Origin of the sequence: Aquimarina litoralis (assembly GCF_039523995.1) — a bacterium.
In the GTDB taxonomy this organism is placed as follows: domain Bacteria; phylum Bacteroidota; class Bacteroidia; order Flavobacteriales; family Flavobacteriaceae; genus Aquimarina; species Aquimarina litoralis.
This window is the reverse complement of the sequence record NZ_BAAAGE010000001.1, coordinates 549,534-570,216: the sequence shown is the minus strand read 5'-3', so window position 1 is coordinate 570,216 and position 20,683 is coordinate 549,534. Positions and strand designations below refer to the sequence as shown.

General features: G+C 33.8%; 22 protein-coding genes. 14 read left to right on the top strand and 8 right to left on the bottom strand.

Annotated elements, in window-relative coordinates; translation table 11 throughout:
- Nucleotides 1-10: 10 nt before the first annotated feature.
- Both ABD077_RS02160 and ABD077_RS02155 read right to left on the bottom strand, forming a co-directional pair.
- Nucleotides 11-793, bottom strand: coding sequence for a hypothetical protein (locus ABD077_RS02160; RefSeq protein ID WP_343910039.1), 783 nt, complete (start codon nt 791-793; stop codon nt 11-13).
- Nucleotides 738-971 carry a hypothetical protein gene (locus tag ABD077_RS02155; protein WP_343910037.1) on the bottom strand — a complete coding sequence of 78 codons (234 nt, stop codon included), beginning with the start codon at nt 969-971 and terminating at the stop codon, nt 738-740. Before ABD077_RS02155 ends, ABD077_RS02160 begins: the two co-directional genes overlap by 56 nt.
- Before the next feature lie 180 nt (nt 972-1,151).
- Here ABD077_RS02155 and ABD077_RS02150 point away from each other — a divergent pair, with 180 nt between their 5' ends.
- The 5 genes from ABD077_RS02150 (at nt 1,152) to ABD077_RS02130 (ending at nt 6,347) form a co-directional block, all read left to right on the top strand.
- Nucleotides 1,152-2,258, top strand: a complete 1,107-nt coding sequence (locus ABD077_RS02150) for a sensor histidine kinase (RefSeq protein ID WP_343910035.1) — start codon at nt 1,152-1,154, stop codon at nt 2,256-2,258.
- Nucleotides 2,255-2,968, top strand: coding sequence for a LytR/AlgR family response regulator transcription factor (locus tag ABD077_RS02145; protein ID WP_343910033.1), 714 nt, complete (start codon nt 2,255-2,257; stop codon nt 2,966-2,968). Before ABD077_RS02150 ends, ABD077_RS02145 begins: the two co-directional genes overlap by 4 nt.
- Before the next feature lie 82 nt (nt 2,969-3,050).
- The gene (locus ABD077_RS02140; RefSeq protein ID WP_343911961.1) at nt 3,051-4,214 is read left to right on the top strand and encodes a beta-ketoacyl synthase N-terminal-like domain-containing protein; all 1,164 of its coding nucleotides are present in this window, start codon (nt 3,051-3,053) and stop codon (nt 4,212-4,214) included.
- Nucleotides 4,215-4,325: 111 nt separating this feature from the next.
- Nucleotides 4,326-5,429, top strand: a complete 1,104-nt coding sequence (gene bioB, locus ABD077_RS02135) for a biotin synthase BioB (protein WP_343910031.1) — start codon at nt 4,326-4,328, stop codon at nt 5,427-5,429.
- A 54-nt stretch (nt 5,430-5,483) separates the two neighbouring features.
- Nucleotides 5,484-6,347, top strand: a complete 864-nt coding sequence (locus ABD077_RS02130; RefSeq protein ID WP_343910029.1) for a cupin-like domain-containing protein — start codon at nt 5,484-5,486, stop codon at nt 6,345-6,347.
- A gap of 4 nt (nt 6,348-6,351) precedes the next feature.
- On the opposite strand, the gene ABD077_RS02125 is transcribed toward ABD077_RS02130, so the two are convergent.
- The 3 genes from ABD077_RS02125 to ABD077_RS02115 form a co-directional block, all read right to left on the bottom strand.
- On the bottom strand, nt 6,352-6,837 hold the full coding sequence (locus tag ABD077_RS02125; RefSeq protein ID WP_343910027.1) for a regulatory protein RecX: 486 nt from the start codon (nt 6,835-6,837) through the stop codon (nt 6,352-6,354).
- A 72-nt stretch (nt 6,838-6,909) separates the two neighbouring features.
- Nucleotides 6,910-8,448 carry an Rne/Rng family ribonuclease gene (locus ABD077_RS02120; protein ID WP_343910025.1) on the bottom strand — a complete coding sequence of 513 codons (1,539 nt, stop codon included), beginning with the start codon at nt 8,446-8,448 and terminating at the stop codon, nt 6,910-6,912.
- Nucleotides 8,449-8,734: 286 nt separating this feature from the next.
- The gene (locus tag ABD077_RS02115; RefSeq protein WP_024768281.1) at nt 8,735-9,025 is read right to left on the bottom strand and encodes an HU family DNA-binding protein; all 291 of its coding nucleotides are present in this window, start codon (nt 9,023-9,025) and stop codon (nt 8,735-8,737) included.
- A gap of 131 nt (nt 9,026-9,156) precedes the next feature.
- On the opposite strand from ABD077_RS02115, the gene mutY reads away from it, so the two are divergent.
- The 5 genes from mutY to ABD077_RS02090 all read left to right on the top strand — a co-directional run bounded on the left by mutY (nt 9,157) and on the right by ABD077_RS02090 (nt 13,600).
- The gene (gene mutY, locus ABD077_RS02110; protein ID WP_343910022.1) at nt 9,157-10,215 is read left to right on the top strand and encodes an A/G-specific adenine glycosylase; all 1,059 of its coding nucleotides are present in this window, start codon (nt 9,157-9,159) and stop codon (nt 10,213-10,215) included.
- A 40-nt stretch (nt 10,216-10,255) separates the two neighbouring features.
- Nucleotides 10,256-10,720 (top strand): single-stranded DNA-binding protein, encoded by a 465-nt coding sequence (locus ABD077_RS02105; protein ID WP_343910021.1) that lies wholly within the window; start codon nt 10,256-10,258, stop codon nt 10,718-10,720.
- A 24-nt stretch (nt 10,721-10,744) separates the two neighbouring features.
- The gene (locus ABD077_RS02100) at nt 10,745-12,082 is read left to right on the top strand and encodes a gliding motility-associated protein GldE (protein ID WP_343910020.1); all 1,338 of its coding nucleotides are present in this window, start codon (nt 10,745-10,747) and stop codon (nt 12,080-12,082) included.
- Entirely contained in the window at nt 12,069-12,644 is a 576-nt protein-coding gene (gldD, locus tag ABD077_RS02095) for a gliding motility lipoprotein GldD (RefSeq protein WP_343910019.1), read from the top strand. Before ABD077_RS02100 ends, gldD begins: the two co-directional genes overlap by 14 nt.
- A gap of 80 nt (nt 12,645-12,724) precedes the next feature.
- A complete protein-coding gene (locus tag ABD077_RS02090) occupies nt 12,725-13,600 on the top strand; it encodes a DMT family transporter (protein ID WP_343910017.1) in 876 nt (291 codons plus the stop codon).
- 49 nt (nt 13,601-13,649) lie between these two features.
- Here the strand turns inward: ABD077_RS02090 and ABD077_RS02085 are convergent, their stop codons facing one another.
- Nucleotides 13,650-15,716, bottom strand: a complete 2,067-nt coding sequence (locus ABD077_RS02085; RefSeq protein WP_343910015.1) for a M16 family metallopeptidase — start codon at nt 15,714-15,716, stop codon at nt 13,650-13,652.
- 17 nt (nt 15,717-15,733) lie between these two features.
- The gene (locus ABD077_RS02080) at nt 15,734-17,059 is read right to left on the bottom strand and encodes a M16 family metallopeptidase (protein ID WP_343910013.1); all 1,326 of its coding nucleotides are present in this window, start codon (nt 17,057-17,059) and stop codon (nt 15,734-15,736) included.
- A 171-nt stretch (nt 17,060-17,230) separates the two neighbouring features.
- Between ABD077_RS02080 and ABD077_RS02075 the strand changes: the two genes are divergently transcribed.
- The 4 genes from ABD077_RS02075 to ABD077_RS02060 all read left to right on the top strand — a co-directional run bounded on the left by ABD077_RS02075 (nt 17,231) and on the right by ABD077_RS02060 (nt 19,206).
- Nucleotides 17,231-17,704 carry a DUF4199 domain-containing protein gene (locus ABD077_RS02075; protein WP_343910011.1) on the top strand — a complete coding sequence of 158 codons (474 nt, stop codon included), beginning with the start codon at nt 17,231-17,233 and terminating at the stop codon, nt 17,702-17,704.
- 97 nt (nt 17,705-17,801) lie between these two features.
- The gene (rplU, locus tag ABD077_RS02070; protein WP_343910009.1) at nt 17,802-18,467 is read left to right on the top strand and encodes a 50S ribosomal protein L21; all 666 of its coding nucleotides are present in this window, start codon (nt 17,802-17,804) and stop codon (nt 18,465-18,467) included.
- 45 nt (nt 18,468-18,512) lie between these two features.
- Complete coding sequence (gene rpmA, locus ABD077_RS02065) at nt 18,513-18,773, top strand: 50S ribosomal protein L27 (protein WP_211073876.1); 261 nt, start codon at nt 18,513-18,515, stop codon at nt 18,771-18,773.
- 94 nt (nt 18,774-18,867) lie between these two features.
- The gene (locus ABD077_RS02060; RefSeq protein WP_343910006.1) at nt 18,868-19,206 is read left to right on the top strand and encodes a hypothetical protein; all 339 of its coding nucleotides are present in this window, start codon (nt 18,868-18,870) and stop codon (nt 19,204-19,206) included.
- A 129-nt stretch (nt 19,207-19,335) separates the two neighbouring features.
- On the opposite strand, the gene ahcY is transcribed toward ABD077_RS02060, so the two are convergent.
- The gene (gene ahcY / locus ABD077_RS02055) at nt 19,336-20,652 is read right to left on the bottom strand and encodes an adenosylhomocysteinase (protein ID WP_343910005.1); all 1,317 of its coding nucleotides are present in this window, start codon (nt 20,650-20,652) and stop codon (nt 19,336-19,338) included.
- Nucleotides 20,653-20,683: the final 31 nt, after the last annotated feature.

Below are 20,683 nucleotides of genomic sequence, written 5' to 3'. Positions count from 1 at the left end.
TACAAGAAATTTACTCGTATAAATAAATTCCTGCTGCATTTCCCATTTTTCTCATATGGTGGCCAACATTTGGAATCACTTTTAGAGTCCAGTTAAATATGCAATTCATTTTTGTAGCTTTGATTTTAGCAGTTTTGTAAAAATAACGCGCTCTGGCAAGTCTATGTAATCCTTGCTTGTCTGCTGTTTTAGAACGTAAAAGAATTCCTCCTTTTTCATGTTCATTATCTAGCTCACCCACAAAAATCGTAAGTTGTTTTGCAAAGGATTTTTTTAGATCTTCAATAGATAGGTTAAGATCTTCAATGCCGAAAGGAAATTTTGTTTCAAAATCAGGTAAAGTATAGCTTCCAGCATTGGCAGCAATGATTCTTTTTGCTTTTGAATTGGTATGAAGAATTGCAAATCGGTGTAAAATTTGTCCACCAGCAGAATGTCCAAATATATCATAACCTCTTTGTGATCCATTCAAAGCTTTTATAGCAGACTCAAATATTCTGTCAAAATCTTCATATATCCAGCTAGCGTTGTCTAAATTTAGTTGTATTGAAGTCTTTTCTTCGTCTAGAAAAACTTGGTTAGTATTTTTTATAAATGTGATACTCTCTCGAGTATTTACATCTGCTACTATTCCACCTAAATGATAATCCTCATAAGGATATGCTGTTTCTGGATAATTTGGTGAAAGGATAAGAATATTATACTTTTCGGATTCTTCTATCCAACTATCTCTGTAACTATCTCCATTTCTGCCTGATCCTGGAATAAACGAGCAAGACTTCGGAAGAAGCATTAAATCCTTTAGGTTTATAATAATGAATAGTAATTTTTTTATGCTCATTTCCTTTGCCTCCCTGCAATGTAAATGCTCCAGAACCTTCATTGATAATAATGTTGCTTTCTTGATTGTAAGTTTGGATAGTAAATAGGAATAAACCTATTAAAACCAGTAGATGTACGACTTGTTTCATTTTGATATAAATTTTTGTTTTGTCAAAAATTGAAAATAAAGAGGTTCTTAATTTAGCTTGTCGATAGATACATTTGTAAGGCATGTGTTTATGCTTTTTCAAAGGATAAAAAACATTTGTCATTTAAATCCGAAAATTCATCTGTTTTTAACCATAGTTTGTCGACTATGAATCGCAGATATGCTTACATTAGTTATTTTAGAGGGTATGTTGACAGATAAGATTTGGATTGAAGAAACTGTATTTCAAGTACAAAAAAAGAAATGGGTTAAGCATTTGATTTTTTGGAGTGTGATCGTCTTTACCTTTACGACCAGAGATAGGGTGTTGGATCTATATTCTTTATATACTTCCTTTGTTAGACAATTATGTTATTTGATCCCACAAATGATTGCTTCTTACTTTTTAGGATATTATTTGATCCCAAAATATGCTCTTTCCAACAGAAAGTTTGTTTACATCTTATTATTTGTTGTTAGTATATATTTTACTAGTGTTTTGGGAAGAATTCTTATCGTATACCTGTCAGAAGGTTTAACAAGAACGCCGCCTTTCCCACAAGAATCCATATGGCAGATTATGACACAATGGAAGCATCTCTTTTTAAAGTATATTCCACATATTTATAGTGTTGTTTTTGGTTTCCTTTTTTTGAAGTTTTTCCTGCATTACACACATACCAAGCAAATAGCATTAAAAGCGGATAAAGAAAAGGTAGCAACCGAATTAAAGCTGCTAAAGGCGCAATTAAACCCTCACTTTTTATTCAATACCTTGAATAACATTTATGTTTTGGCATTGGAAAAGTCTGATAAAACTGCGTATTCGATAGAAAAACTATCAGAGATTTTGGATTATATTTTGTATCGATGTACGGATAGGTATACTTCGCTGGTATCAGAAATTACAATGTTAGAGAATTATATCGCATTAGAAAAGCTGAGATATGATGATCGATTAGAAGTTACTTTTCAAACGCATATTGAAGAAGATATTAATATAGCACCACTTATTCTGCTTTCGCTTGTGGAAAATGCCTTTAAACATGGAGCTGCAGAGGATAGTGGTTCTCCTCGAATTGAAATATTTGTAGCATATGAAAAGAGATTATTTATATTTAATGTTTCTAATACCGTAGGAACAATTCCAACAGAAGATCGACAAACCAAAATTGGGCTAGCAAATATTACAAAACAACTGGATTTATTATATAAGGATCAATATGATCTGAACATAATAAATAATAAGGATGGTTTATTTTCGGTAGGGCTAAAAATAAAAATATGATGAAGATTAGGTGTTTACTCGTGGATGATGAACCTTTAGCAATACGCTTACTCGAGAATCATATTGCCAAAATAGATTCTTTGGTGGTTGTTGCTACTTGTAATAATGGAATAAAGGCAATGGAAATATTAAAACAACAGAAAATTGATTTGTTGTTTTTAGATATAAAGATGCCAAATATCACAGGTTTAGAATTTTTAAAAACGCTAAAAACGCCACCTAAGACCATTATTACTACTGCTTACAGAGAATATGCGTTAGAGGGATATGATCTCGATATTCTGGACTATTTGCTCAAACCCATTACTTTTCAGAGGTTTTTTAGAGCGGTAGAACGTTATTTTAGAAGTGAACACAAAGCACCTTTGTTATTCAGAGATAAAATCACAACCTCAGAAGAACCTTTAGTAATTAAATCAGGGAGTAAGTATCATAAAATTAATTTAGATGAAATTACATATATCGAGAGTCTTAGAGATTATGTTAAAATCCATACGGATGAAAAAGAAATACAAGCAAAATATAAAATCAGTGATTTTGAAGAAAAATTACAAAGCGGCTCATTCTTGAGGGTTCATAGATCCTTTATAATTAATACAAACAAAATTACTGCCTACACCCAAAACGATATAGATTTAGGAATGATCGAAATCCCTATTGGTGTTAGCTATAAGGAAAAGGTGTATTCTTATCTAAAAATAAAGAAATAGTATCTTGTCTGGTAACTATCAATTATAATTTTACTGTTGAACATACCAGAACAAACCCCTACATTTGCCCAAAAATTACGTATTGCAAAATCCAGTATCCATAACCGGAATTTCGTCTATTTCTCCTTTAGGTATCTCCTCAAAAGAAATATGGAAGCTATATAAGGAATCTTCTCATTGTATTACTTTTGAAGATATGGCGGGAAATCTGGCACCAATTGCCAGATTAGATGTAGCATCCAGAGCAGCAATAGAAATACTTAGGAAGGAAAATTCTAGCTATGCATCGTTGGATGATTCTGTATTATTTGCATTGTTTGCTTCCAGAAACGCTATAAAAGAGGCTGGCTGGAAAGATGATGCTAATTTTGGAGTAAATGTAGGTTCCTCTAGAGGAGCAACGGGTCTTTTTGAAAAATATCATGAAGAATTTTTAAGAAGTAATCAGTCTTCTACGCTGAGTTCTCCAACTACCACTTTAGGCAATATATCTTCCTGGATTGTACAGGATTTAGGTGCTACAGGTCCAGATATCAGTCATTCGATAACCTGTTCTACCGCTTTACATTCTATATTAAATGGAATCGCATGGTTGCAATCTGGGTTGAGTGATAAGTTTTTGGTAGGAGGAAGTGAAGCGCCGTTAACACCTTTTACCATTGCTCAGATGAAAGCACTGAAGATTTATGCGGCTGCGGATACAGTGGCGTATCCTTGTCAGGCAATGAATTGGGATAAATCCAGAAATTCGATGTTTTTAGGAGAAGGAGCTGGTATTGCTTGTTTAGAAAAAGGACGTACTAAAAATGCACAAGCGTTAATTACTGGAATTGGGTATGCTACCGAGACCTTAACTCATAACATATCTATATCTACAGATGCAGATTGTTTTCAAAAATCTATGAAAATGGCATTAGGAAATACCGATGTAAAAGAAGTAGATGCTATCGTATTACATGCTCCTGGAACTGTAAAAGGAGATCAAGCAGAATTCAATGCGATTAAGCAAGTGTTTGGGAAACATATTCCAGCAATGACCACAAACAAATGGAAAATAGGTCACACTTTTGGAGCTAGTGGGATTTTAAGTTTGGAATTGGCTATGTTGATGATGAAACATCAGGAATTTATTCCAGTCCCTTTTGTAAAGAATATAGCAATTCCTAAAAAATTGAACAAGATTATTGTGAATGCTGTAGGATTTGGAGGAAATGCAGTAAGTATTTTAGTAGAACTTCCATCATAAAAGAACAATAATCAACAATAGATTGTTATTAAAACTCTCGAATTTGATAAAGCTAATTTGTGTTTTTTGATTTTAAACAATTACTTTTGAAAATTCACATACCATTGATTTATGAGCGTTATTAGACACGATTGGACATCAGAAGAAATTCTAGAAATATATAATAAGCCACTAATGGAACTGCTTTATGAAGCAGCTTCTGTACATAGAGAATATCATGATCCAAATACGGTTCAGGTTTCTACCTTGTTATCTATTAAAACTGGTGGATGTCCGGAGGATTGTGGGTACTGTCCACAAGCAGCTAGATACCATACCGATATTGAGGGTAATGATTTAATGAGTGTGCAACAAGTAAAAGCACAAGCATTGCGTGCTAAAGCTTCGGGAAGCTCCAGAGTTTGTATGGGAGCGGCATGGAGAAATGTAAAAGATGGTCCAGAATTTGATAATGTTCTGGAAATGGTTAGAACAATCAATAAATTAGAAATGGAAGTTTGTTGTACGCTTGGTATGATTACAGAAAATCAGGCACAACGATTAGCAGAAGCTGGTTTATATGCTTATAACCATAACTTGGATACTTCAGAAGAGTATTATAAAGAGGTAATCTCTACCAGAGGTTATGAAGACCGTTTACAAACAATTGATAATGTTCGAAAAACCAATGTAACGGTTTGTAGTGGAGGAATCATTGGAATGGGAGAAAAAACAGAAGATCGCGCTGGAATGCTTGTTGCATTGGCAAAGTTAAATCCACAACCAGAATCTGTGCCAATTAATGCATTGGTAGCCGTTGAAGGAACTCCTATGGAAGATCAAAAACCAGTGGAGATTTGGGATATGATTCGAATGGTAGCAACCACTAGAATTGTAATGCCACAAACGCAAGTAAGACTTTCTGCGGGTAGAACAGAAATGAGTAGAGAAGGACAGGCTATGTGCTTTTTTGCAGGAGCAAACTCGATATTTGCAGGGGATAAGTTGCTAACTACTCCAAATCCAGATGTTAATGAAGATATGGAAATGTTTAAGAAATTAGGTTTAAATCCACAGAAACCTTTTGTGAAAAAGGCACAACCAGAAACTGTAGAAGCCGAAGATTCTAAATTTGAAGCTAAAGGTGAAAAACCTAAATGGTCTAGACCTGACCATGTAATTGAAAAAAATGAATTAGCGAAACAAAAAGGAAAAGAAGCGCTACTCAATAAATAATTTGTAAAGTTGATTAACTTTGAAAATCAAGGAATTAGAATTATTTCTTAGTTAATGGGGTTAAATTTAGAGGAAATATCAAGGGTAAAAACGATTACAAAAGAAGAGTTTTTGAGGGATTATTTTATACCTCAGAAACCTGTGGTAATTGAACGATTAATCGAAGACTGGCCAGCTTTTCAGAAATGGAATTTAGATTATATAAATGAAGTTGCTGGAGATAAAGAGGTGCCGCTCTTTGATGATCGACCGATAAATTCGGAGTTTAAATTTAACGAGCCGCATGCAAGCATGAAAATGAATGCTTATGTGGATTTATTAAAGCAAAAGCCTACCAATTATAGGATTTTCTTATACAATCTTTTAAAAGAAGTGCCGGCGCTTCAAAAGGATTTTAAATATCCTAAGATTGGATTAAAATTCCTTAAAAAAATGCCTTTCTTATTTTTTGGAGGTGGAGGTTCTAAAGTTTTTATGCATTACGATATTGACTTGGCCAATATATTTCACTTTCATTTTCATGGAGAAAAGCAGTGTATTCTATTTCCTCCTTCAGAAACAAAATTTCTATATAAGGTACCGCATGCATTGATTTCTCATCAGCAGATTGATTTTTCAAATCCAGATTTTGAGAAATGGCCTGCGCTTAAAAAGGCAAAAGGATATGTTACACATCTAACCCATGGAGAAACATTGTATATGCCAGAAGGCTATTGGCATCATATGACATATCTAACTCCTGGTTTTTCAATGAGCATTCGCTCAGTGCCTAAGAAGCTAAGCAATTTTATGCAGGCTACTTACAATGTGTTTTTTATGCGACATTTTGATAATTTTATGCGAAGTAGAAGAGGTCAAAAATGGATGGATTATAAAAACAATAAAGCTATTAGTAGAACAAATTCGTTGTTGAAATAGAGGATTATTCCTTTTTTATTAATTCCGTTACCTTATCAAAAACTAGTTGATTTTCCCAACCTCTATAGAGGAGATAGTCGATTAGCTTTTTTCTTTTTTTGTAGCTATCTGTTATAGTGATGGATTCGAGTTTTTTTTCTGCAATGTTATGAAATGTTTCCAAGTATTCATTTTCTGGAATTTCTTGTAGTGCTTTTTTGATGCAGTATTCAGAGATATGCCTAAATTTTAATTCTCTGATAATGCGTTGTTTTCCCCATTTTTTGATTCTAAATTTTCCTCTAGCGAAGCTTTTTGCAAAACGTTCTTCATTCAGGAAATTATGTTCTATAAGATGAAGGATAATTTTTTCTTTTGCTTCGGGAATTAGTTTCATCGTTGATAATTTCTCCGAAATATCTTTATGACAACGATCTTGATAAGCGCAATAATGCTCCATCTTTTTGATGGCCTCAGTAACAGTAATGGATTCAGGTGTGTTTTGATACATTAGTGGCTTAAAATGCAAATTTAAGAAAACAAAAAAACCCAGCCTACAATTGGTAAGCTGGGTTTTTGATTATTATTGTATCACTTCTCCATCTTTATCATGGAAGTGATATTCTAAATACGTGTAAGCGTCTCTAGGTATAACTTTTACCCATCTCTTATGGTCAAAAAACCACTTAGATCGGGCGGATGGAAATCCTTTGGTTAAAAAAGCTGCAATAAAAGGATGTGCGCTTAGCGTCAACTTTTTATGATCTTTTTTAATTAATTTTTCTAAATCGACCTTTATTTTATCTACTAAAACTATGGGCGCCTCAACTTCGCCATTTCCTCCGTTTGGATTGTCCTCACGGGTTTTGATATTCATTTCTGGTCGAACGCGTTGTCGCGTAATCTGAATCAAACCAAACTTACTTGGCGGTAAAATTTTGTGCTTCGCCCTGTCGTCTTTCATCTCTTCTCGTAAGTGGTTGAAGAGTGTTCTACGGTTATCAGCATTATTCATATCTATAAAATCGACTACGATAATACCTCCCATATCTCTTAGACGTAGTTGGCGGGCAACTTCGGTTGCACTGATTAGGTTGACTTCTAGTGCAGTGTCTTCTTGGTTCTTGGCTTTGTTAGATCGGTTACCACTGTTTACGTCAATGACATGCATTGCTTCAGTGTGTTCAATTACCAAATAGGCTCCCTTACTCATGGATACCGTTTTGCCAAAACTGGTTTTAATTTGTCTTTCGATACCGTATTTCTCAAATACCGGTACTTTAGACGTGTGTAACTTTACAATTGATTCTTTTTTTGGTGCAATTTCTTGCAGATACTCTTTAATTTGGTTGTAGAGATCTTGTTCATCTACAACAATAGAGGTGAAGGTATCATTAAAAACATCTCTTAATATTGAAGATGCTCTATTCATTTCACCTAAAATTTTTGATGGATGGTGTGCTTTGTATAACTTTTTACACATAGACTCCCATCGATCCATCAAGTTTTGCAAATCTCTATCTAGCTCTGCTACTTTTTTGCCTTCTGCTACAGTACGCACAATAATTCCAAAACCTTTTGGTTTGATACTTTTTACAAGTCTTTTTAGACGTTCTTTTTCTTCAGTAGATTCTATTTTTTGCGAAATAGAAACTCTACTAGAAAAGGGTACCAAAACAATATATCTACCAGCAATCGAAAGCTCTGAGCTAATTCGAGGGCCTTTTGTAGAAATAGGTTCTTTTACTATTTGTACTAATAGCGATTGATTTGATTTTAACACGTCGGTAATAACGCCGTGTTTATCAATATCGTTCTCAAAAGAAAAATTCTTAAGAGAGTAATCTTTTACTTTACCTGTGCTTACACGTTTAATGAATTTAAGTAAAGAAGATACTTGAGGACCCAGATCATGATAATGCAAAAATGCATCTTTTTCATACCCTACATTTACAAATGCAGCGTTTAGACCTGGAACAGCCTTTCGAATTTTAGCAATAAATATATCACCAACCGAAAAATTACTGTCGTCTTCTTCTTTATGTAATTCAATTAGTTTTCCATCCTTTAATAAGGCAAAATCCGTAGAGGAACCAGATCTAATGATCAATTCTTTGTTCACTCTGATTAGATTTTTATCCCGAATGATATCGGAATGGATTAAACAAATTTTTCACAGGAATTTTTTATAATCCCGTTGAAACAAAGTCTTATAAAGGTAGTGATATAAGAAACTCTATTTCGATTTCAAAGAACATTCTTAAATACCAGAAAAAGTAGTTAGAAAACTACTTTTTCTTATGGCGATTAGCTCTTCTTCTTTTTTTACGCTTGTGCGTAGCTACCTTGTGTCTTTTACGTTTCTTACCACTTGGCATAGTGCGTCTTATTTATTGATTATTAATTTTTTACTTAACTTCTACGTTAGTTTTTACACCTTCAACAAACACTTTCGCTGGCTTAAATGCAGGAATATTGTGTGCAGGTATTTTGATTGTAGTGTTTTTAGAAATGTTACGCCCAGTTTTTTCCGCTCTCGTCTTGATGATGAAGCTTCCAAATCCTCTTAAGTATACATTGTCTCCACTCTCTAAAGAACTTTTTACTTCTTCCATGAATGTTTCAACAGTTGCCTGAACATCTCCTTTTTCAATTCCTAGTTTTTCTGAAATTTTTGCTACAATATCTGCTTTAGTCATTATATTACCTATTTAGGGGTTTTTAAATTTTCAAGGGGGCAAATATAGCAATTTAAAATCCAAAATATCAATACTTAAGATGAAATTATCATCTTTTAATGGTTTAATTTTACAAAACTTAAGAATTCCTTATGATTTTCTCTAAAAAACTCATTTCGTGGTACTTACAAAACAAAAGATCAATGCCTTGGCGAGAAACTACCGATCCTTATCGTATTTGGTTAAGCGAAATTATCTTGCAACAGACTAGAGTTGCGCAAGGATTACCTTATTATTTAGCTTTTACAGAGCAGTATCCAACCGTTTTCGATTTGGCGAATGCAGAAGAGGAACAAGTACTAAAATTATGGCAGGGTTTAGGGTATTATTCAAGAGCAAGAAACCTACACACTACTGCAAAATATATTGCTAATGATCTTCATGGTGTTTTTCCAGCTTCATATAAAGAGTTATTAAAACTTAAAGGGGTAGGAGATTATACTGCTAGCGCTATTGCATCTATTTGTTATGATGAAGTAGTACCTGTGGTAGATGGAAATGTATATAGAGTGTTATCCAGATATTTTAATATTAGTACCCCTATTAATAGTACAGAGGGAATAAAGGAATTTAAAAAAGTGGCCATCGAGGTTATGGAGCAAGAGGAACCTGCCACATACAATCAGGCAATCATGGAGTTTGGAGCTTTACAATGTAAACCACAAAATCCTTATTGTATAGTATGTCCTCTAAATGATAGTTGTGAGTCTTTGCAAAAAGGAACTGTGACATCATTGCCGGTAAAATTGAAAAAATTAAAAGTCAAAAAACGATATTTTAATTATTTGATCTTTTTGGTAGACAATAAGCATACAGTGATTCGTCAGAGAATAGGAAAAGGAATATGGCAGAATCTATATGAATTTCCATTAATTGAAAGTGATAATGAAGTGAAATTAGAATATGTAGAAGAGCATGAAATACTAAAAGAGAGTATGTCAGCCTCTTCGCGTAATGTAACTGTTTATGAAGAGGAATTTAAGATTCATAAACTTTCGCATCAGCACTTGTATACAAGATTCTATATTATAAGGACAAATAAATCTCCTAAACTCGATGATTCTTGTCAGATGATACCTATTGATAAAATCAAAGAATATCCTGTTCCTGTATTATTAGGTAATTTTATAGATTCCTTTTTTAAGGTATGATGCTTTTTTATTACATTTACTATAATTAATAAAAAAGAATATGTCTGGAACGTTGAATAAAGTAATGCTTATTGGCCATACGGGTGATGAGGTAAAGATGCATTATTTTGAAGGGGGAAACTGTATTGGTGGATTTCCACTGGCAACTAATGATTCTTATGTAAACAAAACCACAGGAGAAAGAGTTACTTCTACCGAGTGGCACAATATAGTAGTACGTAATAAAGCTGCAGAGATCTGCGAAAAGTATTTAAAAAAAGGAGATAAGGTATATATCGAGGGTCGTCTGAAAACAAGAAAATGGCAAGACGAACAAGGAAAAGATCGATATAGTACCGAAATACAGTGTACTGATTTCACATTTTTAACACCAAAGAATGAAGGTCAGCACTCTGAGATAGTTCCAGAAAAACAACCAACTATGGGTAATACTCCATCGGTTAGTACACCACAATCGGTTACATCTTCGCCAACAGAAATGGAAGAAGATGATCTTCCGTTTTAATTTGTTTAACTAAAGAGCTATAATTTGGATCCTGATCCTGAACCGTTATTTATTGTTTTAACAACTTTTGATTCCATGCAGGCAATCAATCTGATTGTCCTTGTTATACTATTGATCTGCTCGGCATTGATCTCCGGTAGCGAAGTGTCTTTATTTTCGCTTACGCCTTCTGATCTAAAAACTGAAGGAGAAGAAGAAACAATACATCAAAAAATTATCTCAAAACTACTAAGCAAGCCAAAAAAACTATTGGCTACGATTTTGGTAGCTAATAACTTCATCAATATTGCTATTGTATTGCTTTTTAATACTCTAGGAGAGGTGTTTTTTAAAGATCTTGATGATTTAGTAATTCCTTGGGCCACTTGGATCGATGTTCGATTTGTGGTAGAAGTAATTTTGGTAGCCTTCCTAATTTTATTATTCGGAGAAATACTACCAAAGATATATGCGAGTAGAAACAAGGTGAAATTTGCAAATTTTATGGCGCGTCCTTTGCAATTTCTAGATTGGATCATTACCCCAATTAGTTTGCCTATGCGTGGTGTTACTTTGCGAATTCATAATAGGTTAGGAAAGCAAAAATCCAATATTAGCGTGGATCAACTATCACAGGCATTGGAGTTAACATCAGATACCGATACTACTTCCGAAGAAAAGAAAATTTTAGAAGGGATTGTATCTTTTGGAAATACAGATACGAAGCAAGTGATGAAACCTAGGATCGATATTTTTGCGTTAAATAAAGAAAAGAAATATGCAGAGGTACTTCCGGAGGTAATAAAACAGGGATATTCGCGTATTCCTGTATATGAAGATAGTATCGATAAAGTAATTGGGATTTTATACGTAAAAGACCTTTTGCCTTACATCAATCATAAAAACTTCGATTGGGTTAGTTTGGTTAGGGATCCCTATTTTGTTCCTGAAAACAAAAAATTGGATGATTTACTAAATGATTTTAAAGATAAAAAGAACCACTTAGCTATTGTTGTAGATGAGTATGGAGGTACTAGTGGGCTAATTTCTTTAGAAGATATTATCGAGGAGATCGTAGGAGATATTAGTGATGAATTTGATGATGAAGATCTGGTGTTTTCTAAATTGGATGATCAAAATTATGTATTCGAAGGAAGAACATCGCTAAAAGATTTTTATAAAATACTAAAACTAGAGGATCATTCTATTTTTGAAAATAAAAAAGGGGATGCAGAAACGATTGCTGGTTTATTACTAGAAATATCAGGTAGTTTTCCGAAGAGAAATGATACAATAATGCTGGAACAGTACGTTTTTAAAATAGAATCCTTGGATAATAAGCGTATTAAGAGGGTAAAACTAACAATTAATGAAGAAGAGTAGGCTATACATATTTTTGACTTCTATAATACTAGGAGTATTGTATTCATGTGGTGGTGAGACCTTGCCAAAACCAAAAGCAATGTTACGTTTATCATATCCATCTCCAAAATATGAAAAAGCATTGTTAGACTGTTCTTATTCGTTTGAAAAAAATAGTTCGGCTTCTTTTCAAAAAGCAAGAAATAAAAAAGCCTGTTGGTATAATCTAGAATACCCACAGCTAAAAGCTACGATCTATTTGTCGTACTATGACATTGATAAAAATTTAGATTCCTTATTACGTGACGCTCAAAATCTTACTCAGGAGCATTTTATAAAAGCTGATGCGATACAACCTAAGGATTTTGTATATCCTGAGAAAAAGGTTTATGGAAGGATATATGAAGTAACTGGAAATGCAGCTTCTTCTTGCCAGTTTTACCTAACGGATAGTGTTCAGCATTTTGTCTCTGGTTCGGTTTATTTTAAAGTGAAACCTAACTACGATTCGATTCTTCCTGCTGCAAAATATCTTAGAAATGATGTAATCCATTTTATGGAAACAGTGCAGTGGAAAGAATAACGCTAAACGTTCGTTAATTTTTCTATATAACGAATTGTAGCTTATTTATTTTATTGATTTTTACAGCTTATTAATTATCAATGCAACAGACTAAGCTTAAATGGATATATCTGGCGATATTGTCGTTAGTATGGGGTAGCTCGTTTATTTTGATCAAAAAATCTTTGATTGGACTTACACCAATGCAGTTAGGTGCATTGAGAACCTTGTTTGCTGCGGCATTTTTGTTTTTGATAGGTTTTCGTAGTATGAAAACCATTAAAAAGGAAGAATGGAAATGGGTGATAATATCAGGTTTTTTAGGAACCTTTATTCCTGCATTTCTTTTTGCTTTTGCAGAAACCGAAATAGATAGTGGTGTAGTATCGGTACTTAATTCGACTACTCCTCTAGTTACATTAATATTAGGAGTTGTGCTATTTTCTATAAACTTTAGTAGAAATCAGCTTATTGGAGTCATCGTTGGTTTAATAGGTTGTTTAGCACTTATATTAGAAGGAGCTTCTGTGAATCCAAATCAAAACTATTGGTATGCCGGTTTAGTCCTTTGTGCTTCGGTTTGTTATGCTACCAACGTGAATATTATAAAAAGGTATATGCAACAGATTTCTCCAATTGCCATTGCCAATGGTAATTTTATCGTGTTGGTTATTCCTTCATTAATTGTTTTATTTTATTCAGATTTTTTTGAAGCTAAAGTTGTTCAAAGTCCAGAAGTACATACCAGTTTGATGTATATATCCATACTTGCGGTTGTAGGTACTGGTATCGCAAAAATATTATTCAATAAATTAGTGCAGATTAGCAGTCCTGTTTTTGCCACTTCTGTTACCTACACCATACCTATCGTGGCATTGATGTGGGGATTGTTAGATGGAGAAGAGTTTTCTTTTTATCAGGTATTGGCAGCAGGAGTCATTATTCTTGGAGTGTACATTGCTAACAGGAAAAAATAAAGGCCCGTATTGCTACGAACCTTTATTATCTTTTTTCTTGAATTAGATTTTATTTAAAATCTTCATCGCTTACTCCTTCGTTCACTTTAATTTTAGAAACATTAAAATCGAATTTCTGAGGACCAGCAGCAATGGAGATGGTATGTGGGAACTTAATTCCGTTTACCTCTTTATAGTTGCTATATCCAACAGTAGAAGGAATCTTTTGTCCTCCTTGTTCTTGGATAACGATATCCTTTACTTTAAGTCCTGTTTCGGTATCAAAGAATGAAGTTTTCTTATCACTTACTTTTACCTTGTATGCTTTTCCGTTTTCATATGGTTCTATGCCTTCTAGCGTAGCATCTGTATTCTTTAATTCAGAAAATGGATGCGAATCCTTTTTGGCATCAGCAATTTGAGCTTCGGTATAGTCGATTTTTTGCCCTTGTGCCATGACATATCCTTTAGTTCCATCAAAAACATTTTTGTTTACCGAATTTCCACCAAATAAGATATTAGAAAGAGTTTGGTTTTTAGACGTTACTTTAAGGATCATATCAAGCGTGGCTCCTCCCATAGACGCTTGAGCAGTTGTAAATGTAGAAGTAACTCCTTCTAATTTATCTTTTCCTCCAATTGCTTTGAAATAAGCATCAAAAACAGATTGAGCGGTAATTCCTTCTGGTAGCGCGGCATTATAGTCTGGTTTTTCGGTTTTATTTCCGAATTTATCAAAATATAGGATAGGGATTTTCTTTCCTTCGAATTGGATTTTTTCAAGGTTTTCAAGAACATCACTTCCTTTACCGACTAATACAATTCTTGCTTTGTCTAAATTAAAATACTTGTTCGCTATTCTTTTAATATCTGCTTTACTAACCGCATTAATTTTAGCAATAAAAGTTTCATAGAAATCTTTTGGAAGATTCTGAGTTTTGATATCAATACTTCTAGAAGCAATTGTTCTGTCGTTTTCAGAAGCTAAGATAAAATTTCCTAAGAATTTTGCCTTTGCATTTTTTAATACTTCATCATCAACATCTTCCGTTCTGATTCTTTTGATTTCTTTTAGTGTTTCTACAACGGCACTATCGGTTACCATGTTTCTTACTTTGGCAGTAACTCGAAATGCAGTCTTGAAATTTTTATTTCTAGGCATTGTCGATCTTGCACCGTAAGTGTATCCGTGTTCCTCTCTTAAATTCATATTTACATAACTACCAAAAGATCCTCCAAGGATATAGTTAGTAACCAATGCGGCATGATGGTCTTCATCAGCCATTTTAAGATCAGAAATATTCATAACTGCCATTTCTGTTTGTACAGCGTTAGGCATATCGATAAAGTTGATCTGTCTGTATTGAGCATCTTTTACATCAGGAATGCCAAAAGAAGGTGCTTTTCCAGAGGTCCATGAAGTGAAGTGTTTTTCTACAAGCTCTTTTGCTTTGTCATTATTGATATCACCACTAATTACCATATAGGCATTAGCAGGAACAAAGTTTTTTCTGTAATACGTTTCTACATCTGCTAGTGTAATATTACTTACAGTTTTTTCCGTTATGTATTCTCCTGCAGGATGGTTTTTCCCATAAGCTAAAACACTTCGTACTCTACTTGCAACAGCTTCAGCACTATTTTCTCCAGATTTAATTCCTTCAATAAGTTTCTTTTTTTCTAAATCCAATTCTTCTTGTGTGAAATTTGGATTTAAAGAAGCATCTGCGAACAGTTCAATGATTCTGTCAGAGTATTTTGATAATGACTGCGCAAAACCACCAGATGCGCCAACATTTACAAATGCTCCAAGAAAATCAACTTCTTCGTTAAAAGCGTCCTTACTAATGTTTTTAGTTCCTTTTCCAATCATTTCTGAAGCGATTGCTTCAATTCCGGCTTTTTCTCCTTCTGCATTTGGAGGATTGTCTAAGGACAAGCTTACTGTGATTCTTGGTAGCTTTTTATTTTCTACTACAAGTACCGTTAAACCATTCCCCATTTTAAAGGTATAAGGTTCTCCTAAATTAATTACAGGTGTAGGTCCTGATTTTGGCATTTTAGATCGATCTATTTGCGCCTGAGCACTAACAGCAACCAATACAAATGCTATGATAAAGATTATATGTTTTTTCATCGTAATATTCTTTTTTATTATTTGCTCGACTCAGGTAAGTAGTCAAGATTAAGACGTTGGTTTTTATTTAAGTATTTTTTTGCAACGTTCTGAATGTCTTCTCTTGTAATGGATCTGTAAATGTCAATTTCTTTATTGATCAAACTAGTATCATTATATAACATTTGGTATCTAGCTAATGAATTAGCGATTCCTTCGATACTGGAATTGGAATTCACAAAGTTATTTTCAAATTGATTTTGAAGTTTTTTAAACTCTCTCTCAGAAATCAATTCGTTTTGTAATTTTTCGATTTCAGCATCCATTTCTGCCTGTAGTTTATCCAGACCTACATTTCCAAGAGGTAAGGCACCCATAATATAAGTTCCATAGTCTTCTTGGGCATCTGTAAAAGCTAGTACCTGCAATGCCATTTTTTTGTCTTCTACCATATTCTTATACATTCTAGAGCTATTACCTCCAGTAAGAATTGTAGATATGTAGTTTAATACATAAGCATCTTTATCGGTCTGTTTTGGTGTTCTGTAAACCAATACTTTTGCAGGAATCTGAATATTGGCATCCTTCTCTGTTGCTTTAATTTCTGTAGTAATAGGATCTTCTTTGATTATGGTTCTGGTTATTTTATCACCTGTGTTTTTTATTGGGCCAAAATAGTCAGCAATCATCTTCTTAGTGTCTTCAATCTGAATATCCCCGGCTACTACTAAAGTTGCATTATTTGGATTGTAGAATTTATTGTTGAAAGCAATAAATTCATCAAGTTTAGCTGCATCTAAATCTTCCATACTTCCGATCACAGACTGTCCATAAGGATGTTTTTTGAAGATGTATTTGTTAATTCCAGTTCTGTAGATAATCTTCCCATAAGGAGCATTATCAATACGCTGTCTTTTCTCTTCTTTTACTACTTCGTTTTGAGTGTCTACACCAATCTTATTAATCACAGGGTGTAACATACGTTCTGATTCCATCCATAATCCTAGCTCTAGATTATTAGAAGGCAGAGTCTCGTAATAGTAAGTTCTGTCTTGAGTGGTATTTGCATTATTTCTTCCTCCATTGGCAGAAACGATATCGAACCATTTTCCTCTTTCTATATTTTTTGTACCCTCAAATAATAAGTGTTCGAAAAAATGGGCAAACCCTGTTCTTCCAGTTTCTTCGTCTTTAGCGCCTACGTGATACATCACACCTACCGTTACAACAGGTGCTTTGTTTTCTTGATGTAGAATTACATGTAGACCATTATCTAGGTCATACTCTGTGTATTCTACTTCTTGCGCATTTCCTGATACTGCCATCAGAAGTCCACAAGCAATTGTGTAAAGTTTAGTTTTCATTTATAACAATTTTGTTTATTGAATTTGTATGCAAAGATCGGGTTTTGTTACAATTTAAACGAAAAAGAATTTTAACGTTGTAAATAGCTAGTTATTAATAAATTAACAGTTCTTTAAGGTTAAAAGCCGTTAATTATCTATAAATTACAGTAATAACTAAACAAGAAAATTATGAAAAAGTCTACTATTCCTGTTAAATATGGTGTTTTGATTGCAATAGGATTGATTGCTTATTTTTTACTTTTATCATTAGTTGGAGTGCAAACTAACCCTGCATTTAGTCTAGGTAATGGTTTTATTGTTGCTTATGGTCTCTACAGAGCAATGAGGGATTATAAATTAGAAAAAGGCAGTGAATTTGAATACCAAAAAGGATTTATGGCCGGTTTATTTACCGGATTTAATGCTACTTTAATCTTTACTATTTTCTTTGCCATATATGTTACGAATATCAATACTAACTTTCTTCCCGAAATGCTTGCTAATTGGAGTTCGCATTATCATGTAGGAGTTGGTATAGTAGTGTTTGTAGCCGCAATTATGGGATTTGCTACAACTTTTGTGCTTACCTTATCTTTTATGCAATTATTTAAAGAAAGTTGGAATATTAAGAAAAAGCATCATTCTCACCCTATTAAGGCCTAAAATATTTGTCAGTTAATTAATTAGCAGTATATTTGCATCCGCTTATTTCATAGGCGGTTGTTCTTTAAATATAAAAAAATTAATTAAACGTTACGCTATGTACGCAATTGTAGAGATAGCAGGGCAGCAATTTAAAGTTGCGAAAGACCAAAAAGTTTTTGTTCATCGTTTAGCAGGAGAAGAAGGAGATACAGTTTCTTTCGATAAAGTTCTTCTTACTGCAGATGGAGATAATGTTACTTTAGGCGCCCCGGCTATAGATGGAGCTCAAGTAGGAGCGAAAATCACAAGACACCTAAGAGGTGATAAAGTTATTGTTTTCAAGAAAAAGAGACGTAAAGGTTACCGTGTAAAAAATGGTCACCGTCAATCTCTTACAGAAATCGTAATTGAAAGTATTGTTGCTTCTGGAGCTAAGAAAGCTGCTCCTAAGAAAGAAACTAAGAAGGCTGAGCCAAAAACAAAAGCTGAGAAAAAAGTAGAAGCGCCAAAGAAAGCCGCTCCTAAAAAAGCAGCGAAAGCTGATGATCTTAAAAAGATTGAAGGTATTGGACCGAAAATCGCATCTACATTAGTAGAAGCAGGAATCGCTACTTTTGCTGATTTAGCAAAGACAGATGCTGCTAAGATTTCAGAAATCATCGCTGAAGTACGTGGTAACCACGTAACAGACACTTGGCCTGCACAAGCAAAATTAGCTGCTGAAGGTAAGTGGGACGAATTAAAGAAATGGCAAGACGAATTGGATGGTGGTAAAGCTTAATTTACTCGTTCAATTTTAAGTTTAACATAATAAAACCTAGAAATTATGGCTCATAAAAAAGGAGTTGGTAGTTCGAAGAATGGTAGAGAATCAGAATCGAAACGATTAGGTGTTAAGATTTTTGGTGGACAAGCTGCCGTAGCTGGAAACATCATTGTAAGACAAAGAGGTACAGCGCATAAGCCAGGTGAAAACGTTTACGCTGGTAAAGATCATACACTACATGCTAAAGTAGACGGTGTAGTAAAATTCACTAAGAAAAAAGATAATAAATCTTATGTTTCTATAGTTCCTTTTGAAGCATAAGAATATTTTCCTTTGTAATAAAGACGAAGCCCTTTTCAAATAAACTTGAAAAGGGCTTTTTATTTGAATTAAACTTCTTTTAAACCTAAATTTTATGAAATTACTACTAAATCGAATTGTGCTTTGCTTTGTTTTTCTTTTGATTGTAAACGCTGTAGCCTCGCAGGAAATACCAAAATATGATTATTTGGAAATCATAGTTGTCCAAAAAGCTAATAATAGTGGAAAAGTAAAAAGAATAAAGGTGCAAGAGCAGAAATCTTTAGAGGGCAAACAAATTACAATTAAGGAGATTGAAGATTTAGAAGGAACATCAGATTTGTTGAATTATATGAATGCAGCCAATTGGGAGTTTGTAGACCGTCAATCTGTAGTTTCTGAAGAAAATGATCCGGTATGGATGAGTTATATTTTCCGGAAACGGAAATATTAACTTAAATATGGTATACTAGTATTGTAGATTAGGTTTACAAATTTTTATAGCTTAAACCAATAAAAAAACTCCTTGTTTATTAAACAAGGAGTTTTTTGTAAATATATACGTTTTAAGATATTATCCTAATTAGTATCTGTAATGTTCTGGTTTAAAAGGTCCTTCTACCGTAACACCGATATACTCAGCTTGATCTTTTCGTAATTCTGTTAATTCTACTCCGATTTTAGCTAGGTGAAGTTTAGCTACCTTTTCATCTAAGTGCTTTGGTAACATATATACTTCATTTTTATAGTTTTCGCTATGTTTCCAAAGCTCTATTTGTGCTAAAGTTTGATTGGTAAAAGAATTACTCATTACAAAACTTGGGTGACCTGTTGCGCATCCTAAATTTACCAAACGACCTTCTGCAAGAATGATCACATCATTACCATTGATATTATACTTATCTACTTGTGGTTTGATAGTGTCTTTTGTATTTCCGTAGTTTTTATTTAACCACGCCATATCGATTTCGTTATCGAAATGTCCAATATTACAAACAATTGCTTTGTCTTTAAGGGCTTCGAAATGATGTCCTTGTACAATGTCTTTATTACCTGTAGTAGTAATTACAATATCCGCATTTCCGATTACAGTTTCTAGTTTTTTAACTTCGAAACCGTCCATCGCAGCTTGTAAAGCACAGATTGGATCTATTTCGGTTACCGTAACGATAGAACCAGCACCTCTAAATGATGCAGCTGTTCCTTTACCAACATCTCCGTATCCACAAACAATTACACGTTTACCAGCTAACATTACATCTGTTGCTCTTCTTATTGCATCCACCGCACTCTCTTTACAACCGTATTTGTTGTCAAATTTAGATTTAGTAACAGAATCATTTACGTTAATTGCTGGCATTGGCAACGTACCGTTTTTCATTCTTTCGTATAAACGGTGAACTCCGGTTGTAGTCTCTTCAGAAAGTCCTTTGATACCATCTACTAGTTCTGGATATTTATCCAATACCATGTTTGTTAAATCTCCACCATCATCCAGAATCATATTTAATGGTTTACGATCTTCTCCAAAAAACAGTGTTTGTTCTATACACCAATCAAATTCTTCTTCATTCATTCCTTTCCAAGCGTACACCGGTATTCCAGCATCTGCAATTGCTGCTGCTGCCTGATCTTGAGTAGAAAAAATATTACATGAACTCCAAGTAACCTCTGCTCCAAGAGCTTGTAATGTTTCAATTAATACTGCGGTTTGGATAGTCATATGTAGACAACCTGCAATACGAGCTCCTTTAAGAGGTTGTTCCTCTTTATATTCTTCTCTTAAGGACATAAGACCTGGCATTTCTGCTTCTGCTAGTTCAATTTCTTTTCTCCCCCAAGCAGCTAATGAAATGTCTTTAACTTTGTAAGGAACATAAGGTACTGTTTTGGTACTCATAGTATCTGTTTTATAGTTATCAAGTGCAATA

What these genes read in the sequence shown, in the direction of transcription:
- ABD077_RS02130 (WP_343910029.1), top strand. Translation starts at nt 5,484, where the DNA reads ATGGGGTTAAATTTAGAGGAAATATCAAGGGTAAAAACGATTACAAAA.
- rplU (WP_343910009.1), top strand. Translation starts at nt 17,802, where the DNA reads ATGTACGCAATTGTAGAGATAGCAGGGCAGCAATTTAAAGTTGCGAAA.
- ABD077_RS02090 (WP_343910017.1), top strand. Translation starts at nt 12,725, where the DNA reads ATGCAACAGACTAAGCTTAAATGGATATATCTGGCGATATTGTCGTTA.
- mutY (WP_343910022.1), top strand. Translation starts at nt 9,157, where the DNA reads ATGATTTTCTCTAAAAAACTCATTTCGTGGTACTTACAAAACAAAAGA.
- ABD077_RS02075 (WP_343910011.1), top strand. Translation starts at nt 17,231, where the DNA reads ATGAAAAAGTCTACTATTCCTGTTAAATATGGTGTTTTGATTGCAATA.
- gldD (WP_343910019.1), top strand. Translation starts at nt 12,069, where the DNA reads ATGAAGAAGAGTAGGCTATACATATTTTTGACTTCTATAATACTAGGA.
- rpmA (WP_211073876.1), top strand. Translation starts at nt 18,513, where the DNA reads ATGGCTCATAAAAAAGGAGTTGGTAGTTCGAAGAATGGTAGAGAATCA.
- ABD077_RS02105 (WP_343910021.1), top strand. Translation starts at nt 10,256, where the DNA reads ATGTCTGGAACGTTGAATAAAGTAATGCTTATTGGCCATACGGGTGAT.
- ahcY (WP_343910005.1), bottom strand. Translation starts at nt 20,652, where the DNA reads ATGAGTACCAAAACAGTACCTTATGTTCCTTACAAAGTTAAAGACATT.
- ABD077_RS02125 (WP_343910027.1), bottom strand. Translation starts at nt 6,837, where the DNA reads ATGTATCAAAACACACCTGAATCCATTACTGTTACTGAGGCCATCAAA.
- ABD077_RS02060 (WP_343910006.1), top strand. Translation starts at nt 18,868, where the DNA reads ATGAAATTACTACTAAATCGAATTGTGCTTTGCTTTGTTTTTCTTTTG.
- ABD077_RS02155 (WP_343910037.1), bottom strand. Translation starts at nt 971, where the DNA reads ATGAAACAAGTCGTACATCTACTGGTTTTAATAGGTTTATTCCTATTT.
- ABD077_RS02085 (WP_343910015.1), bottom strand. Translation starts at nt 15,716, where the DNA reads ATGAAAAAACATATAATCTTTATCATAGCATTTGTATTGGTTGCTGTT.
- ABD077_RS02160 (WP_343910039.1), bottom strand. Translation starts at nt 793, where the DNA reads ATGCTTCTTCCGAAGTCTTGCTCGTTTATTCCAGGATCAGGCAGAAAT.
- ABD077_RS02080 (WP_343910013.1), bottom strand. Translation starts at nt 17,059, where the DNA reads ATGAAAACTAAACTTTACACAATTGCTTGTGGACTTCTGATGGCAGTA.
- ABD077_RS02145 (WP_343910033.1), top strand. Translation starts at nt 2,255, where the DNA reads ATGATGAAGATTAGGTGTTTACTCGTGGATGATGAACCTTTAGCAATA.
- ABD077_RS02115 (WP_024768281.1), bottom strand. Translation starts at nt 9,025, where the DNA reads ATGACTAAAGCAGATATTGTAGCAAAAATTTCAGAAAAACTAGGAATT.
- ABD077_RS02150 (WP_343910035.1), top strand. Translation starts at nt 1,152, where the DNA reads ATGCTTACATTAGTTATTTTAGAGGGTATGTTGACAGATAAGATTTGG.
- bioB (WP_343910031.1), top strand. Translation starts at nt 4,326, where the DNA reads ATGAGCGTTATTAGACACGATTGGACATCAGAAGAAATTCTAGAAATA.